Consider the following 15,149-nt stretch of genomic DNA (forward strand, 5'->3'; position numbering starts at 1 on the left):
CTCTGTCACATGCCGGTAACAATCAGCGAGAACATGCTGGTTATCACGGTGTGGGAGACTTTCGCCGTGATCGAGATCGACGACCCGGCCGACCCCCGGCTGGACGACTTCCGGGACCTGTCGACGGCCGACCGCCGGCCGGACCGCCCCGGCGGGCGGGGACTGGTGATCGCCGAGGGCGTGGTGGTCGTCGAACGCCTGCTCCAGTCGCCCTACCCGGTGCGCGGGCTGCTCGGCGTCCGCCGTCGCGTGGAGGCGCTGGGTGAACTCCCGGCGCCCGCGTACGTCACGTCCGCCGAGGTCATGGCCGAGGTGGTCGGCTTCCACCTGAACCGGGGCGTGCTGGCCGCCGCCGACCGCGCACCCCAGCCGGACGTCGCCGACCTCGTCGCCTCGTCCCGCCGGCTCGCCGTGCTGGAAGGCGTCGGCGACCACGAGAACCTGGGCTCGCTGTTCCGCAACGCCGCCGCGCTCGGCATCGACGGCGTGCTGCTCGGGCCGGGGTGCGGCGACCCGCTGTACCGGCGCAGCGTCCGCGTCTCGATGGGGCACGTGCTGCGCGTGCCGTTCGCGTCGGTGCCCGACCTCACCGAGGGCTTCGACCTGCTGCGCCACAACGGTTTCACGGTCGCCGCCCTCACCCCGCGCGCCGACGCGACCGGCCTGGCCGACGCCGGGCTGCGCGGGCGCAAGGTGGCCGTGCTGCTCGGTTCGGAAGGGCCGGGCCTCACCGACGAGACCATCGCGGCGGCCGACGTGGCCGTCCGCATCCCCATGGCGGGCGGTGTCGACTCGCTGAACGTGGCGACGGCAGCGGCGATCGCCTTCTACGCGATCGCGTGAACCGCTACGTTCTGACCGAGCAGAGGAGGACGTAGGTGGAACTGCGGGTCCAGGACGGCAAGGCCGTGCTCGCTGGTCGCGACGACGCGGGCGAGCGGGAAGTCGACCCCCACGCCCTCCCGCTCGGCGCGGGCCTCGCCGAAGCGTTGCACGAGTGGGCGAAGGTGGCGGACGCGGTGACGCGCACCGACACACCGTCCGACGACGCCGCGAGCGCCCTCGTGACCAGGCGCGGACGCCAGTTGGCCGGTCGGTTGGCCGCCGACATGCGCACGTCGGTCGAGTACACCGACCCGGTGACCGGTGACCTGGTCGTGGTGGACGTGCCCGCCGACTCCGGGGCGGAACCCGACACCGTCGAGGCGCCGGAGGCCGAGCCGGTGCGGCCGGAGCCCGAGGAGGCGACCCCCTGGGGCACCGGCCTGACCGTCACCGTGATCGTCGCCGCCGTGGTGACGTTCACCGTGTACACCCTGTCCGTCGGCCTGGGCGAAACCAGCCAGTGGCTCGCGCTGCTGGCGAACGCGCTGGTGGTCGGCGGCATCGCCCCGTCCGTGTGGCTGGCCCGCAAGACGCCGGTGTGGCGGTGGGTTGCCTACGGCGTCGTCGCGGGCGTCCTCGCGGCCTGGCTCTCCCTGCTGCTGACCACCCTGCTCTAGCCGGTCACGCCAGGGACTCCCGCCACGCGGTGTGCAGGGCGGCGAACCGACCGCGCCCGCCGATCAGCTCCTCCGGCGTGCCGTCCTCCACCACCCGGCCGTCGTCGAGCACCAGCACCCGGTCGGCGATCATCACCGTCGACAGCCGGTGGGCGATGATGAACGCCGTCCGGTCGGCCAGCACGGTCTCCAACGCGCGCTGCACCGCCCGCTCGGTCGGCACGTCCAGGCTGGACGTGGCCTCGTCGAGCACCAGCACCGCCGGGTCGGCCAGGAACGCCCGCGCGAACGCCACCATCTGCCGCTGCCCGGCCGAGAGCCGCCCGCCGCGCTTGCGCACGTCGGTGTCGTAGCCCTCGGGCAGCGACCGGATGAACTCGTCCGCGCCGACCGCCAGCGCCGCCGCCTCGATCTCCTCCCGCGTCGCGGCCGGCCGGCCCAGCGCGATGTTGTCCAGCACCGACCCGTCGAACAGGAAGTTCTCCTGCGTCACCATGACGACCGCGCGCCGCAGGTCGGCGTCGGCCACGGACCGCAGGTCGATCCCGTCCAGCAGCACCGCGCCGGACGTCGGGTCGTAGAACCGCCCCACCAGCTTGGCCAGCGTGGTCTTGCCCGCGCCGGTCGCGCCCACCAGCGCCACGGTCTGCCCGGCGGGCACGGCCAGGTCGAACGTCGGCAGCACCACCGGCGTCGTGTCCGAGTAGCGGAACACGACCCGGTCGAACCGCACCGAGCCGCGCACGTCGCCGAGCGGCGTCGGCTCCTCCGGTTCGCGCACCTCGGGCTGTTCCTCCAGCAGGCCGGAGATCTTCTCCAGCGCCGCCGTGGCCGACGCGTAGGCGTTGGCGAACATCGCGAGCTGGTCGAACGGGTCGTAGAACCGCCGCACGTACAGCGTGAACGCGGCCAGCACACCCAGCTCCAGCTGCCCGTCCGCGACCCGCAGCGCGCCCCAGGCGAGGATCACCGCCAGGGACAGGTTGCCGATCACCCGCACCAGCGACGTGAACGCCGCCATCACGCCCATCGCGTCGGTGTTGGCGTCGCGGAACCGGGTGTTCAGCTCGCCCATGATCTTCTCGTTGCGGCGCTCGCGGCGGAACGCCTGCACCGCGCGGATGCCGTTCATGGTCTCCACGAACTGCACGATGATCTTGGCGATCGCGCCGCGGGTGCCCCGGTAGGCGCGGGCCGAGCGGCGGTTGAACCAGCGGGTGAGCAGGATCAGCGGCACGAACCCGGACAGCACCACCAGCGCCAGCGGCACGTCCAGGTACAGCAGCACCACCGAGATGCCCAGCAGCGACAGCATCGACGTGAAGAACCCGTCCAGGCCCTCCTCCACGAGGTCCTGCAACGAGTCGACATCACTGGTCAGCCGGGAGATGACCTTGCCGGACGTGTACTTCTCGTGGAACGAGACGGACAGCCGCTGCACGTGCCGGAACACGCGCTCGCGCAGCACCAGCAGCATGTCCTGGCCGATCCGGCCGGTGAGCCGGACGAACGACCAGCGCAGCAGCGTCGCGGAGATCGCCGCCACCACGTACCCGCCGACGCACCACGCCAGGGTGTCCGGCCGGCCGTCCAGCGCGGCGGGCACCCCCGCGTCGATGGCCGCCGCGATCAGCAGCGGACCGGACAGGTTGACCAGGTTCTCCGCCACCACGATCACCAGCGCGAGGATCGCCGCCCTGGAGTGCGGGCGGACCAGCTCGCCGAGCAGCCGCCGCGACCGGGCCTGCAACTTCACCCCGGTCGCGTGGTCCACGTCGACGTCCTCGGCGGCGACGCCCCGCCACGCCTCCTCACCCGGCACCGGCTCCTCGCCCCGCGCCGTCGGCTCCACCGTGGTCACGCCGCCACCCCCTCGTCCTCCATAGTGGACAGGAGGTTCCGGTACTCCTCGTTGTCCGCCAGCAGTTCCGTGTGCGTGCCGGTGGCCGCTATCCGGCCGTCGACCAGCATCGCCACCCGGTCGGCCAGCTGCACCGTGCTGGGCCGGTGCGCGACGACCAGCGCCGTCACGCCCTTGAGCACGCGGCGCAGCGCGGCCTCCACCTCGGCCTCGGTGTGCACGTCCAACGCGGACAGCGGGTCGTCGAGCACCAGCACCGCCGGGCGACCGACGACCGCCCGCGCCAGCGCGAGCCGTTGCCGCTGACCGCCGGACAGGGACAGGCCCTGCTCGCCGATCCGGGTGTCCAGGCCCCACGGCAGGGCGTCCACGAACTCCTCGGCCCGCGCGACCTTCAACGCCTCGCGGACCCGCTCCTCCGTCTGGCTGCCGTCCCCGTCGCCGGGTCCGACGTCCGTCGAGCCCAGCGCCACGTTCTCGGTGACGCTCGCGGAGAACAGGATCGGCTCCTCGAACGCCGTGCCGACGACCCGGCGCAGCTCTTCCAGGTCCAGCTCGCGCACGTCCACGCCGTCGAGCGTGACCCGGCCGGCCGTGACGTCCGCGAGCCGTGGCACCAGCGCGGTGACGGTCGTCTTGCCCGAGCCGGTCGCGCCGACGAGCGCCACCGTCTCACCCGGCCGGATGTCCAGGTCGACCCCGCGCAGCACGTCGTGCTCGGAGCCTGGGTGCCGGTAGTGGACGCCCTCGAACCGGACGTGCCCGCGCACCGGGGTGGCCGCGGGCTTCGGGTCGGCCGGGCTGGTCACGGTCACCTCGGCGTCGATCACCTCGAAGTACCGCTCCAACGCCGACGCGGTCGAGTTCGTCTCCGCCAACAACCACCCGATGGAGTCGATCGGCCAGCGCAGGTAGGCGCTGACCGTGATGGCCGCGACGAGCGTGCCGACGGTGACCGTGCCGTCCGCGATGCCGATCGAGCCGAACGCCAGCTGGCCCGCGATGCCCAGCTCGGGCAGCACGATCAGCACCGCCCACAGCGCGGCGAAGATCCGCACCTTGGCCAGTTCCGTGTCCCGCAGCTCGCGGGCCTGCCGGAGGAACCGCTTGGTCAGGTGCGGTCCGCGGCCGAACGCCTTCAGCACCCGGATGCCCAGCACCGACTCCTCGACCACGGTGGTCAGGTCGCCGGACTGGTCCTGCGCCCGGCGGGCGACGACCTTGAACTTCGACTCGAACAGGTACGACAGCGCGACCAGCGGCAGCGTGCTGGCCAGCACGATCAGCCCGAGCACCGGAGAGAGCCAGAACAGCACGCCCAGCCCGACCACCACGATCAGGCTGTTGACGACGAGGAAGATGACGGCGAAGCCGACGAACCGCCTCACCTGGGTCAGGTCGGTGGTGGCCCGGGACAGCAGCTGCCCCGACTGGTAGCGGTCGTGGAAGGCCACCTGCAACCCCTGCAGGTGGTGGTACAGCTCGGCCCGCATCCGCGCCTCGACGTCCGACGCCGGTCCGGCGATCAGCTTGCGGCGGGCGTAGAACAGTGCCGCCTCGGCGCAGCCGAGCAGCCCGACGATGCCGATGAGCAGCGGCAACGTGTCCAGGTCGCGGTCGGCGATCGGGCCGTCCACGATCTGTTGGGTGATCAGCGGGATGCCCAGCCCGCACATCATCGCGAGCATGGTGGCGGCCATTCCGAGCCCCACCGGTGTGCGCACGGGTTTGAGGTACGGCCACAGCCTGCGCAGTGTCGCGGCTGTGGAAGTACGGTCTTCCGACACGAGTCCCCCTCCGGTCCACCCTGACGGTACGAAGGTGGACCGACAATCGGCATCCGGTTTTCCCTCGTCCGACCCTGCAAGCTCGACTTAGGTGGAGGTGTCAAGATGGAGGTGCGTTTCCTGCGCGCCGAGCCGACGATGGCGTTCCCGCGAGGCAGGCTCCTGGCGGTGCGCGGCGGGCGGTTGCACGTGCTCGCGCCGGACGGCTGGGACGTGGTCGGCGGCGCCCGGCCCGAGGGCGCGCGGCCGATCAGCCGGGAGGACGCCGCCGAATGGTGCGGGTACGAAGGGGCGGACGCAGCGGTGCTCGACACCGTCCCGTCACCCGAGTAGCTACTTCTTGCGCAGCATGGTCGGCGCGGTGATCAGCCCGGCCACGCCGTAGCTGACGCCCGCGAACAGGGTCAGCACGGTCCACTTGTCACCGACGTCGGTGAACTGGCCGGGCAGCTCGAAGTAGTGCGCGAGGCCCAGCAGGATCGGGCCGGTCAGCACGATCGGCCACACCGGGCGGACCTTCAGCGCCCACAGCACCGGCCCGGCCAGCAACGCGCTGACCAGCAGGGCGATCGGCAGGCCGATCACGACCAGCAGGATGAACGCGCCCAGGCTCGTCTCGTTGACGACCCGGTCGAGCAGCCCGGCGCGGTAGGCCCAGATCCAGGCGATGAGCAGCCCGGACCCGACGGCGGCCGACACCAGGACGCGCACGAGCACCTTGAACGCGAAGCCGCCTGCCGTGGTGCGCGGGGTGTCAGTCACGGGCAGAAGTGTGGCCGACCGGGTGCCGTGCTGTCACCGGTGCGGCCAGCACGAAGCCGATGACACCGGCCAGGACCGCACCGGCGGGCACCGACACCCAGATGGTCAGCAGGGTGAGCACGGCGGTGAACGTCACGCCGACCGTCGCGAACCCGAGCGGGCGTTCCTGGTGGGCGGCCTTGAGCACGGCCCAGCCGACCAGCACGCCCACCACCATGCTGATCGGCATCGCGAACAGGCCCATCGCCAGGCAGTCCCAGTCGTCCTTCGAGCAGATCGCCCCGGACGCGATCAGCTCCCGCAGCCCCCACCAGGCCGCCCCCGAGCCCGCGCCCAGCGCCGCACCGACGACCACTCGTCCCAGCATGACGCCCGGATACCCCCTTGATCACCTCCGGCAAACCCGTCCGGTCGCCACCAGGCCGCCCATCAGCGAGGACACCGAGCGCATCGCGGCGAGCAACACCGGTCCGGGCAGCTCGGAGCCGTCGTGGGCCGGCTTGGCGCCGACCACCAGGACCACGACCGCGATCAGCAGCCCCACCCCGAGGCCCGCCACCGCGGTGACGCCCGACCGGTCCACGCCCAGGCCGCGCAGCGCGAGCCACGCGCAGCGCGAGCCAAGCGACCAGGGCGCTCAGCGGGGGCAGCAGGGGCGCCAGCAGCAGCGCGACGGCCCCGCACCCGTGCTCGACGGGTCCGCACGCCTCTCCCAGGAGCCAGGACCACAGTCACCAGCGGAGACCCGCGAACCCGCCCACCACCGCCGTCGCGCCGTGCCGCCCGGTGGACCGGCGGAGCGCTCGCCCGGTGTTGTCGGCCGGTGTGCTCAGCCGCGGTTGGAGCGGACGCCCAGCAGGACGTCTTCCCACGACGGCACGATCGGGTGGTTCTTCTTGCCGCGCTTGGGCGGTGCTTCCTTGCGGGCCGGCTGCTTGACCCCGGCCCCGGCAGCGGGCTGCTGCTGGGGCGGCGCGGTCGGCGCGGCCGGCTCCTCGGCCGCCGGTGCGGGCTCCGGCTCCACCACGGGCAGCGGCTCCGGCGCCGGCGGGGGCTGCGGAGCCGGCTCCTGCGCGAGGATCTCCGGCTCGTCCAGCTTCTCCAGCTCCAGCGCCTGGCGGGCCAGCCGGGTCACCGGCCGGACCGTGCGCAGCGTCCGGTTGGGGTTCGGGTCCATGAGCTCCATGGCGCCGTCGTCCAGCGCGGTCACCGTGCCGCCGTGCGCGCCGGGGTGGAACGCCCAGTGCGCCAGGTTGTCCGACCTGCCCGCGGTCCAGTGCAGCTGGACGACCCACCGGCCGTCCTCGCCGCGCCACGAGTCCCAGCTCACGTCGGCGTACTCCTGGCCGCGCAGGCCGAAGGAGTGCGCGACCACCTCCCCGAGCGTCTGCACGTCCGGCCCGTCCTCGCGGACGGGGTGCGCGCGCTGCGCCAGGTCCGCGGTGCGGGACCGCTCCAGCAGCACCGGGTACGCGTACCGCTCCACCCGGTGGGCCGGGATGCCCGCCGCCGCCGCGACCTGCGCGACCGATTCGCCGGCGCGGATGCGGGCCTGGATCTCCCGCGGCCGCATCTGGCTCTCCACCTCGATCTCGATCTGGCCGAGTCGGGTCAGGTCGCCGCGCGCCGCCGCGCGGAGCCGTTCGTCGGCCGGGAGCGCGAAGCGCTCGCCGCGATCCGGGTCCTCTAGGATGACGGTCTTGCCGTCGTCTTCGAGCCCGATGACTCGCAACGCTCGCATCATGGCCTCCCGGATGACTCACCTCGCCAGGTACTGACGTTAATGCGGCGCGCCGCCTTGACGTGGGCGACTCGCCGGGTCCACCGATATCTTCGTGTGATCTTGCCGTATGTCGTCGGCGTCCGCACCTTCGTTACGGAGAGTTCATCCGGCGCGCAGCCGCCGGAGCGGCTCGAACAGGCTTGGCAGCACGTCATCGGGCGGGACGGGACGTGGCCCCGCGCCGGGTGCGGTTTCCCGAAGTGCACGGTCGGTCAGCGGCGTCGTGACACCGCGTGAAGCACAGCGGGGCCCGCCGTGGTCGGCGGGCCCCGCTGCGGGAGACGTGGTGCGGGTCGGTCAGAGCTTCGACACGACCCAGTCGACGGCCTTGGTCAGCGTGCTCACGTCGGTCGGCTCGACCGCCGGGAACATGGCCACCCGGAGCTGGTTGCGGCCCAGCTTGCGGTACGGCTCGACGTCCACGACGCCGTTGGCGCGCAACACCTTGGCGACCGCCGCGGCGTCCACGGCGTCGTCGAAGTCGATGGTGCCGACGACCTGCGAGCGGTGCGCCGGGTCCGCCACGTACGGCGACGTGTACGAGGTGGACTCGGCCCACGAGTACAGCCGCGACGACGAGTCGGCGGTGCGCTCCACGGCCCAGGACAGGCCGCCGTTGCTCAACATCCACTCGATCTGGTCGTTCATCAGGAACAGCGTGGCCAGCGAAGGCGTGTTGTACGTCTGGTCCTTCGTGGAGTTGTCCAGCGCCGTGGTCAGCGACAGGAACTCCGGCACCCAGCGGCCCGACGCGCCGATCTCCGCGACCCGCTCCAGCGCGGCCGGGGACATCAGGGCGATCCACAGCCCGCCGTCGGACGCGAAGCACTTCTGCGGCGCGAAGTAGTAGACGTCGAAGTCGGTCGCGTCGACCGGCAGGCCGCCCGCGCCGGAGGTCGCGTCGATGGCGACGAGCGCGCCGTCGGAGCCGGCGGGCCGGGCCACGGGCACCGCGACACCGGTCGACGTCTCGTTGTGCGCCCAGCCGACCAGGTCGGCGCCCTCGGCGTAGGCGATCTCGGGCGCGCTGCCCGGGTCGGCCTTGACCACGATCGAGTCACCCAGGAACGGCGCGTCCGAGGTGACCTTCGCGAACTTCGACGAGAACTCGCCGTAGGTGAAGTGCTGGGCCCGCTCACGCACGAGGCCGAACGCGGCGGCGTCCCAGAACGCGGTCGTGCCGCCGTTGCCCAGGACCACCTCGTAGCCCTCGGGCAGCGAGAACAGCTCCCGCAGACCGGCGCGCACCGAGCCGACCAGGGACTTCACCGGCTTCTGCCGGTGGGAGGTGCCCATCAGCGCGGCGCCGTCGGCCGCGAGGGCCGCCAGGGCCTCGGGACGGACCTTGGAGGGCCCGCAGCCGAACCTGCCATCGGACGGCAACAGGTCGGAGGGCAGGACCAACGTGGTCGGGTCGGCGGTCTGGGTCATCGCGAAGCCTCCGGTTACCGGGGAGGGGGACGGCACGACCGGCGCCGTTGCCGGGCCCTCAGTGTTGCAGCCGCGTGGCCGGGCGGTGACAGCCGGGTGTCGCTGGTCACGTCGGCGACGACCGGCACGTCCCGTCAGGCGATCTCGTCCCAACCCTCCACCTCGGACGGTGTGCGCGGGCCGGGGCCGACGTACTTCGCGGCCGGGCGGACCAGCCGGCCGGTGCGCTTCTGCTCCAGGATGTGCGCCGCCCACCCGGCGGTCCGGGCGCAGGTGAACATCGCGGGCATCATGTGCGGCGGCACCTCGGCGAAGTCCAGGATGACCGCGGCCCAGAACTCGACGTTCGTCTCGATGGCCCGGTCCGGCCGGCGTTCCCTCAGCTCGGCCAGCGCGGCCTGCTCCAGCGCGTCGGCCGCCTCGTACCGGGTGGCGCCCAGCTCCAGGCACGTCCGCCGCAGCACCCGCGCCCGCGGGTCCTCCGCCCGGTACACCCGGTGGCCGAAGCCCATCAGCCGCTCGCCCCGGTCGAGGACGCCCTTCACGAACCCGCGCGCGTCGCCGGTCCGCTCGACCTCCTCGATCATCGGCAGCACCCGCGCCGGCGCGCCGCCGTGCAGCGGGCCCGACATGGCGCCGATCGCGCCCGACATGGCCGCCGCGACGTCCGCGCCGGTGGAGGCGATGACCCGGGCGGTGAAGGTGGAGGCGTTCAGGCCGTGCTCGGCGGCCGACACCCAGTAGGAGTCCAGCGCCTTGACGTGCGCCGGGTCCGGCTCGCCCCGCCACCGGGTCAGGAACCGCTCGGTGACGGTGGTGCACTCGTCGATCCGGTGCTGCGGCACGGCGGGCCGCCCGATGCCCCGCGCGGACTGCGCCGCGTACGACAGGGCCATCACGGACGCCCGCGCCAGCTGTTCGCGCGCCTGCTCGTCGGTGATGTCCAGCAGCGGCTGGTAGCCCCAGATCGGCGCCACCATGGCGAGCGCGGCCTGCACGTCCACCCGCACGTCACCTGTGTGCACCGGGATGGGGAACGGCTCGGCGGGCGGCAGGCCGGGGCCGAACCGGCCGTCGACCAGCAGTGCCCACACGTTGCCGAAGGTGACCTGGCCGGCCAGGTCCTCGATGTCCACGCCCCGGTAGCGCAGGGCACCGCCGTCGCGGTCGGGTTCGGCGATCTCGGTGCGGAAGGCGACCACGCCCTCCAGACCTGGCCGGAAACCGTCGTCCTCGGTCTGCACCACGTTGTGCGCTCCTTCTCGGCGGGAGTGAGGGTTGACAGCACCTTGCTCCCGTTCCGACGTGCAGGCAATCGCGGCCTCGCGTGTCGTCGGTCACGATCAAGGAACCGATTCAGCGCGAGCGGCCGGCGACTTCGCGCCCGGCCCGGACGGCGTGCGCCCGCCGAACGGGTTGGAAGATCGCGTTAAGCCATTGTTTCGGATCGGCGGTGGGGCGTGTTTCGCGTGGTAGACCACCGGTCATGCACCTGGCGCCGCACGAGCGGGACAAGCTGCTGGTCCACGTGGCGGCCGACGTCGCGCGCAGGCGGCTCGACCGCGGCGTGGTCCTGAACTACCCGGAAGCGGTGGCGCTCATCACCGACCACGTGCTCGAAGGCGCTCGGGACGGTCGGACGGTCAGCGAGCTGATGGACAGCGGCCGGCACGTGCTCACGCGCGACCAGGTCCTCGACGGCGTCCCGGAGATGATCGAGTCCGTGCAGGCCGAGGCGACCTTCCCGGACGGCACCAAGCTCGTGACCGTGCACCACCCGATCGTGTGAGGAGCAGCCCGTGGTCCCTGGCGAGATCGTCACCGGCGACGAGCCGGTCGAGCTGAACCCGGGCCGCCCGCGCACCACGCTGGTCGTGGTCAACGCCGCGGACCGCCCGGTGCAGGTCGGCTCGCACTACCACTTCGCCGCGGTCAACCCGGGCCTCGATTTCGACCGCGAGGCCGCGTGGGGCAAGCGGCTGGACGTCCCGGCGGGGACGGCGGTCCGGTTCGAGCCGGGCGTCGAGCGCGAGGTCACCCTGGTCCCGCTGGCCGGCGCGCGCCGCGTGCCCGGTCTGCGGCCCGAGTTCGCCGGCGAGCTGGACGCGCGGGAGCCGGGCGCGGGGAAGTCGGGCGCGGGGAAGTCGGACGCGGGGGAGCTGGACGGGTGACCCGCATCGGCCGCGACCGCTACGCCGACCTGCTCGGCCCCACCACCGGCGACAGGATCCGGCTCGCCGACACCGACATCCTGATCGAGGTCACCGAGGACCGCAGCCGCGGCGCGGGCGCCGGCGACGAGGTGATCTTCGGCGGCGGCAAGGTGGTCCGCGAGTCGATGGGCCAGGGCGTCGCCACCAGGGCCGAGGGCGCGCCGGACCTCGTCATCACCGGCGCGGTCGTGCTCGACCACTGGGGCGTGGTGAAAGCGGACATCGGCGTGCGCGACGGGCGGATCGTCGGCATCGGCAAGGCCGGCAACCCCGACACCATGGACGGCGTGGACCCGGCGCTCGTCATCGGCCCCGGCACCGAGATCGTCTCCGGCAACGGGAAGGTCCTCACCGCCGGCGGCATCGACTGCCACGTCCACTTCGTCTGCCCGCAGATCGTGGACACCGCGATCGCGTCCGGCCTGACCACCCTGATCGGCGGCGGCACCGGGCCGGCCGAGGGCACGAAGGCCACCACCGTCACGCCCGGCTCGTGGAACCTGGGCCGGATGCTCGCGTCGATGGACCACATGCCGGTGAACGTCCTGCTGCTGGGCAAGGGCAACACCACCCGCGAGGACGCGCTGCGCGAACAGCTCCGGGGCGGCGCGGGCGGGTTCAAGCTGCACGAGGACTGGGGCACCACACCCGCCGCGATCGACGCCTGCCTGCGCGTCGCGGACGAGTCCGGCGTGCAGGTCGCGATCCACACCGACACGCTGAACGAGGCCGGTTTCGTGGAGTCCACCCTGGACGCCATCGCCGGCCGGTCCATCAACGCCTACCACTCCGAGGGCGCGGGCGGCGGGCACGCGCCGGACATCATCCGGGTGGTGTCCGAGCCGAACGTGCTGCCGTCCTCGACCAACCCGACCCGCCCGCACACCGTCAACACGCTCGAAGAGCACCTCGACATGCTGGTGGTCTGCCACCACCTCAACCCGTCCGTGCCCGAGGACCTGGCCTTCGCGGAGAGCCGCATCCGGCCGACCACCATCGCGGCCGAGGACGTCCTGCACGACCTGGGCGCGATCTCGATGATCAGCTCGGACGCGCAGGCCATGGGCCGGGTCGGCGAGGTCGTCATCCGCACGTGGCAGACCGCGCACGTGATGCAGCGGCAGCGCGGTGGGATGCCGGACAACCTGCGCGCCCGCCGCTACGTCGCCAAGTACACGATCAACCCGGCCATCGCGCACGGCATCGACCACGAGGTCGGCTCGGTGGAGGTCGGCAAGCTGGCCGACCTGGTGCTGTGGGAGCCCAAGTTCTTCGGCGTGCGGCCGGCCCTGGTGCTCAAGGGCGGGTTCATCGCGCACGCCGCGATGGGTGACGCGAACGCGTCCATCCCGACGCCGCAGCCGGTCTTCGCGCGGCCGATGTTCGGCGCGCACGCGGCGGCGCGCACCAGCGTGCACTTCGTGTCGCAGCAGGCGATCGACGCGGACCTGGCGGACATGCTGCGGCTGGCCCGGCCGCTCGTGCCGGTCGGCGACACGCGTGGCGTGACCAAAGCGGACATGGTGCTGAACGACGCGATGCCCAGGGTCGAGGTGGACCCCGACAGCTTCGCCGTGCGCATCGACGGCGACCTGGTCGAGCCGCGGCCGGTGGCGGAACTGCCGATGGCCCAACGCTACTTCCTGTTCTGATGAACCTCGCGGCGTTGATGCTCGCGGACTCCCGCTTCCCCGGCGGCGGGCACGTCCACTCGGGCGGGCTGGAGGAAGCCGTCGCACGGCGGGTGGTCGCCGACGAGGAGTCGTTGCGGTCGTTCCTGATCGGCCGGCTGCGCACGGCCGGGGCGCTGAGCGCGGTGTTCGCGTCCGCCGCGACCCGCGGCCGGTACGCGGAACTGGACGCCGAGTTGGACGCCCGCACGCCGTCGCCCGCCCAGCGGAACGCGTCCCGCGTCCAGGGGCGCGGGATCGCCCGTGCGGCGAGGAGAGCGTGGCCGTCACCCGCGTTGGCCGAACTGCTGGGCGTCACGCCGCGGCCGCACCACCCGGTGATCGTCGGCGTGCTGGTGGGTGACCCGTTCGAGGCCGCGCAGACCGTGGCGTACCACGCGGTGACCGGCCCGGCGACCGGCGCGATCCGGCTGCTCGGCCTCGACCCGTTCGGGGTGAACGCGGTGCTGGCCCGCCTCGCGCCCGACATCGACGCGGTGGCCGGCATGGCGGCGGACCACGCCGACACCGCGCCCGAAGACCTGCCCGCGCCGAGCGCGCCCGGCCTCGACCTGCTGGCCGAGGCCCACGACCGCCACCACTCGGAAGAGGTGCGTCTCTTTGTCAGCTGACCACGTGCACCCGGTGAACTTCGACCCCACCGACGCCGGCCACGACCCGCACGCCGACCACGAGCACCGCGCCGTCCGACTCGGCATCGGCGGCCCGGTCGGCAGCGGCAAGACCGCGCTGACCGCCGCCCTGTGCCGCGCGCTCGGCGGCAGCGTCGACCTCGCCGTCGTCACCAACGACATCTACACCACCGAGGACGCCGACTTCCTGCGAGCCGCGGGCGTGCTCGACACCGACCGGATCGAGGCCGTGCGGACCGGCGCCTGCCCGCACACCGCGATCCGCGACGACATCACCGCCAACCTGGACGCGGTGGAGCTGCTGGAGCACCGGTTCCCCGGGCTCGAACTGGTGATCATCGAGAGCGGCGGCGACAACCTGACCGCCGTGTTCAGCCGCGGCCTGGTGGACGCCCAGGTGTTCGTGGTGGACGTGGCGGGCGGCGACAAGGTGCCGCGCAAGGGCGGCCCCGGCGTGACCACCGCCGACCTGCTGGTGATCAACAAGACCGACCTCGCGCCGTTCGTCGGCGCCGACCTCGGCGTCATGACCGCCGACGCCCACCGGATGCGCGGCGACCTGCCGGTGATCAGCCAGTCCCTCGTGGACACACCGGACGCGCCCGCGGTGGCCGCCTGGGTCCGCGCCCGGCTCCGGTGAGGGCACGGGCCCACCTCGCGGTGGAACTCGACCCGAACGGGCGGACCGTCGTGCGCGAGATGAGGTCGATGGCCCCGCTGCGCCTCGTGCCGCGCCGTTCGGCCCACCGGGGGCCGGTCGTCGTGCACCTGGTGAGCGCCGTGACCGCCCCGCTCGGCGGCGACGACCTGGAGCTGCACGTCCGCGTCGGACCGGGCGCGTCGCTGGAGCTGCGCGGGGTCGCCGCGACGCTCGCGCTGCCCGGTCACCGCCCCGGTCGCAGCCGTGCGCTCGTCCACGTCGAGCTGGCCGGTGGCGCGTCGCTGGCCTACCTGCCCGAGCCGACCGTCGTCACCGCGCGTGCGCGCCACGAGGCTGTTCTCGTTGCGCGGATGGCGGAAGGCGCGAGACTGCGCACGCGCGAGATCCTCGTCCTCGGACGGGTGAACGAGCGGTCCGGTTCGCTGGACACCACCTTGGACGTCCGCCGTGACGGCCCAGGGGCGAATGGCTCCGTGGTGAACGGCCCGGTGGTGAACGGCCCGGTGGTGAAGCAGACGACCCGCATCGGAACGCCCGAAGTGGACGAAAGCCCCGCCGGCCTGGCGGGGCGGCGGGTGCTCGGCACCGAGCTGCTGTGCTGGGGCGACGACCTGCCGGGAGCGGTTTCGGGGGACTGGTGGTCGCTCGTCCCGCTGGCGAACGGCGGCAGTCTGACGACCGCCGTGGCCGACGACGCGGTGACCGTCGAACGGGCGTTGGACGCGGCGCGTGCGCGGCATCCCGGATCGGGTGACCCGTCTGACTCGATCTCGTGCTCGATTCCGAGCTGGAGGTCACACCCATAGTCACGGATCGGGTGGCGGTC

17 protein-coding genes are annotated in these 15,149 nt (G+C 72.9%); 9 read left to right on the top strand and 8 right to left on the bottom strand.

Annotated features, from left to right (window positions below; genetic code table 11):
• Positions 1-33: 33 nt before the first annotated feature.
• The gene (locus ACRAKI_RS02565) at positions 34-843 is read left to right on the top strand and encodes a TrmH family RNA methyltransferase (protein WP_447005437.1); all 810 of its coding nucleotides are present in this window, start codon (positions 34-36) and stop codon (positions 841-843) included.
• Between the two features lie 35 nt (positions 844-878).
• On the top strand, positions 879-1,502 hold the full coding sequence (locus ACRAKI_RS02570) for a DUF2537 domain-containing protein (RefSeq protein ID WP_447005438.1): 624 nt from the start codon (positions 879-881) through the stop codon (positions 1,500-1,502).
• Positions 1,503-1,506: 4 nt separating this feature from the next.
• Here the strand turns inward: ACRAKI_RS02570 and ACRAKI_RS02575 are convergent, their stop codons facing one another.
• Positions 1,507-3,363, bottom strand: a complete 1,857-nt coding sequence (locus tag ACRAKI_RS02575) for an ABC transporter ATP-binding protein (protein ID WP_447005439.1) — start codon at positions 3,361-3,363, stop codon at positions 1,507-1,509.
• Positions 3,360-5,087: an ABC transporter ATP-binding protein gene (locus ACRAKI_RS02580; protein ID WP_447005440.1), complete on the bottom strand. Its 1,728-nt coding sequence runs from the start codon at positions 5,085-5,087 to the stop codon at positions 3,360-3,362. Before ACRAKI_RS02580 ends, ACRAKI_RS02575 begins: the two co-directional genes overlap by 4 nt.
• A 168-nt stretch (positions 5,088-5,255) precedes the next feature.
• On the opposite strand from ACRAKI_RS02580, the gene ACRAKI_RS02585 reads away from it, so the two are divergent.
• Positions 5,256-5,483, top strand: a complete 228-nt coding sequence (locus ACRAKI_RS02585) for a hypothetical protein (RefSeq protein ID WP_447005441.1) — start codon at positions 5,256-5,258, stop codon at positions 5,481-5,483.
• Here the strand turns inward: ACRAKI_RS02585 and ACRAKI_RS02590 are convergent, their stop codons facing one another.
• The 6 genes from ACRAKI_RS02590 to ACRAKI_RS02615 form a co-directional block, all read right to left on the bottom strand.
• Positions 5,484-5,912: a hypothetical protein gene (locus ACRAKI_RS02590; RefSeq protein ID WP_447005442.1), complete on the bottom strand. Its 429-nt coding sequence runs from the start codon at positions 5,910-5,912 to the stop codon at positions 5,484-5,486. It abuts the gene before it with no gap.
• Positions 5,905-6,279: a hypothetical protein gene (locus ACRAKI_RS02595; RefSeq protein WP_447005443.1), complete on the bottom strand. Its 375-nt coding sequence runs from the start codon at positions 6,277-6,279 to the stop codon at positions 5,905-5,907. The genes ACRAKI_RS02590 and ACRAKI_RS02595 overlap by 8 nt, the downstream gene beginning before the upstream one ends.
• Before the next feature lie 21 nt (positions 6,280-6,300).
• A complete protein-coding gene (locus ACRAKI_RS02600) occupies positions 6,301-6,495 on the bottom strand; it encodes a hypothetical protein (protein WP_447005444.1) in 195 nt (64 codons plus the stop codon).
• Between the two features lie 246 nt (positions 6,496-6,741).
• Positions 6,742-7,653, bottom strand: coding sequence for a septation protein SepH (gene sepH, locus ACRAKI_RS02605; RefSeq protein ID WP_447005445.1), 912 nt, complete (start codon positions 7,651-7,653; stop codon positions 6,742-6,744).
• Between the two features lie 339 nt (positions 7,654-7,992).
• The gene (gene serC, locus ACRAKI_RS02610; protein WP_447005446.1) at positions 7,993-9,126 is read right to left on the bottom strand and encodes a phosphoserine transaminase; all 1,134 of its coding nucleotides are present in this window, start codon (positions 9,124-9,126) and stop codon (positions 7,993-7,995) included.
• Between the two features lie 134 nt (positions 9,127-9,260).
• Complete coding sequence (locus ACRAKI_RS02615; protein WP_447005447.1) at positions 9,261-10,373, bottom strand: citrate synthase 2; 1,113 nt, start codon at positions 10,371-10,373, stop codon at positions 9,261-9,263.
• Between the two features lie 239 nt (positions 10,374-10,612).
• On the opposite strand from ACRAKI_RS02615, the gene ACRAKI_RS02620 reads away from it, so the two are divergent.
• Genes ACRAKI_RS02620 through ACRAKI_RS02645 form a run of 6 tightly spaced genes read left to right on the top strand, consistent with a single transcriptional unit; the run spans position 10,613 to position 15,129 of the window.
• On the top strand, positions 10,613-10,915 hold the full coding sequence (locus tag ACRAKI_RS02620; protein ID WP_447005448.1) for an urease subunit gamma: 303 nt from the start codon (positions 10,613-10,615) through the stop codon (positions 10,913-10,915).
• A 10-nt stretch (positions 10,916-10,925) separates the two neighbouring features.
• On the top strand, positions 10,926-11,297 hold the full coding sequence (locus tag ACRAKI_RS02625) for an urease subunit beta (RefSeq protein ID WP_447005449.1): 372 nt from the start codon (positions 10,926-10,928) through the stop codon (positions 11,295-11,297).
• Positions 11,294-12,991 carry an urease subunit alpha gene (locus ACRAKI_RS02630; RefSeq protein WP_447005450.1) on the top strand — a complete coding sequence of 566 codons (1,698 nt, stop codon included), beginning with the start codon at positions 11,294-11,296 and terminating at the stop codon, positions 12,989-12,991. The genes ACRAKI_RS02625 and ACRAKI_RS02630 overlap by 4 nt, the downstream gene beginning before the upstream one ends.
• Complete coding sequence (locus tag ACRAKI_RS02635; protein ID WP_447005451.1) at positions 12,991-13,641, top strand: urease accessory protein UreF; 651 nt, start codon at positions 12,991-12,993, stop codon at positions 13,639-13,641. Before ACRAKI_RS02630 ends, ACRAKI_RS02635 begins: the two co-directional genes overlap by 1 nt.
• A 4-nt stretch (positions 13,642-13,645) precedes the next feature.
• Complete coding sequence (ureG, locus tag ACRAKI_RS02640; RefSeq protein ID WP_447008315.1) at positions 13,646-14,302, top strand: urease accessory protein UreG; 657 nt, start codon at positions 13,646-13,648, stop codon at positions 14,300-14,302.
• A complete protein-coding gene (locus ACRAKI_RS02645) occupies positions 14,299-15,129 on the top strand; it encodes an urease accessory protein UreD (protein WP_447005452.1) in 831 nt (276 codons plus the stop codon). The genes ureG and ACRAKI_RS02645 overlap by 4 nt, the downstream gene beginning before the upstream one ends.
• Positions 15,130-15,149 lie beyond the last annotated feature (20 nt).

The sequence above is a fragment of the Saccharothrix isguenensis genome (genome assembly GCF_052936305.1).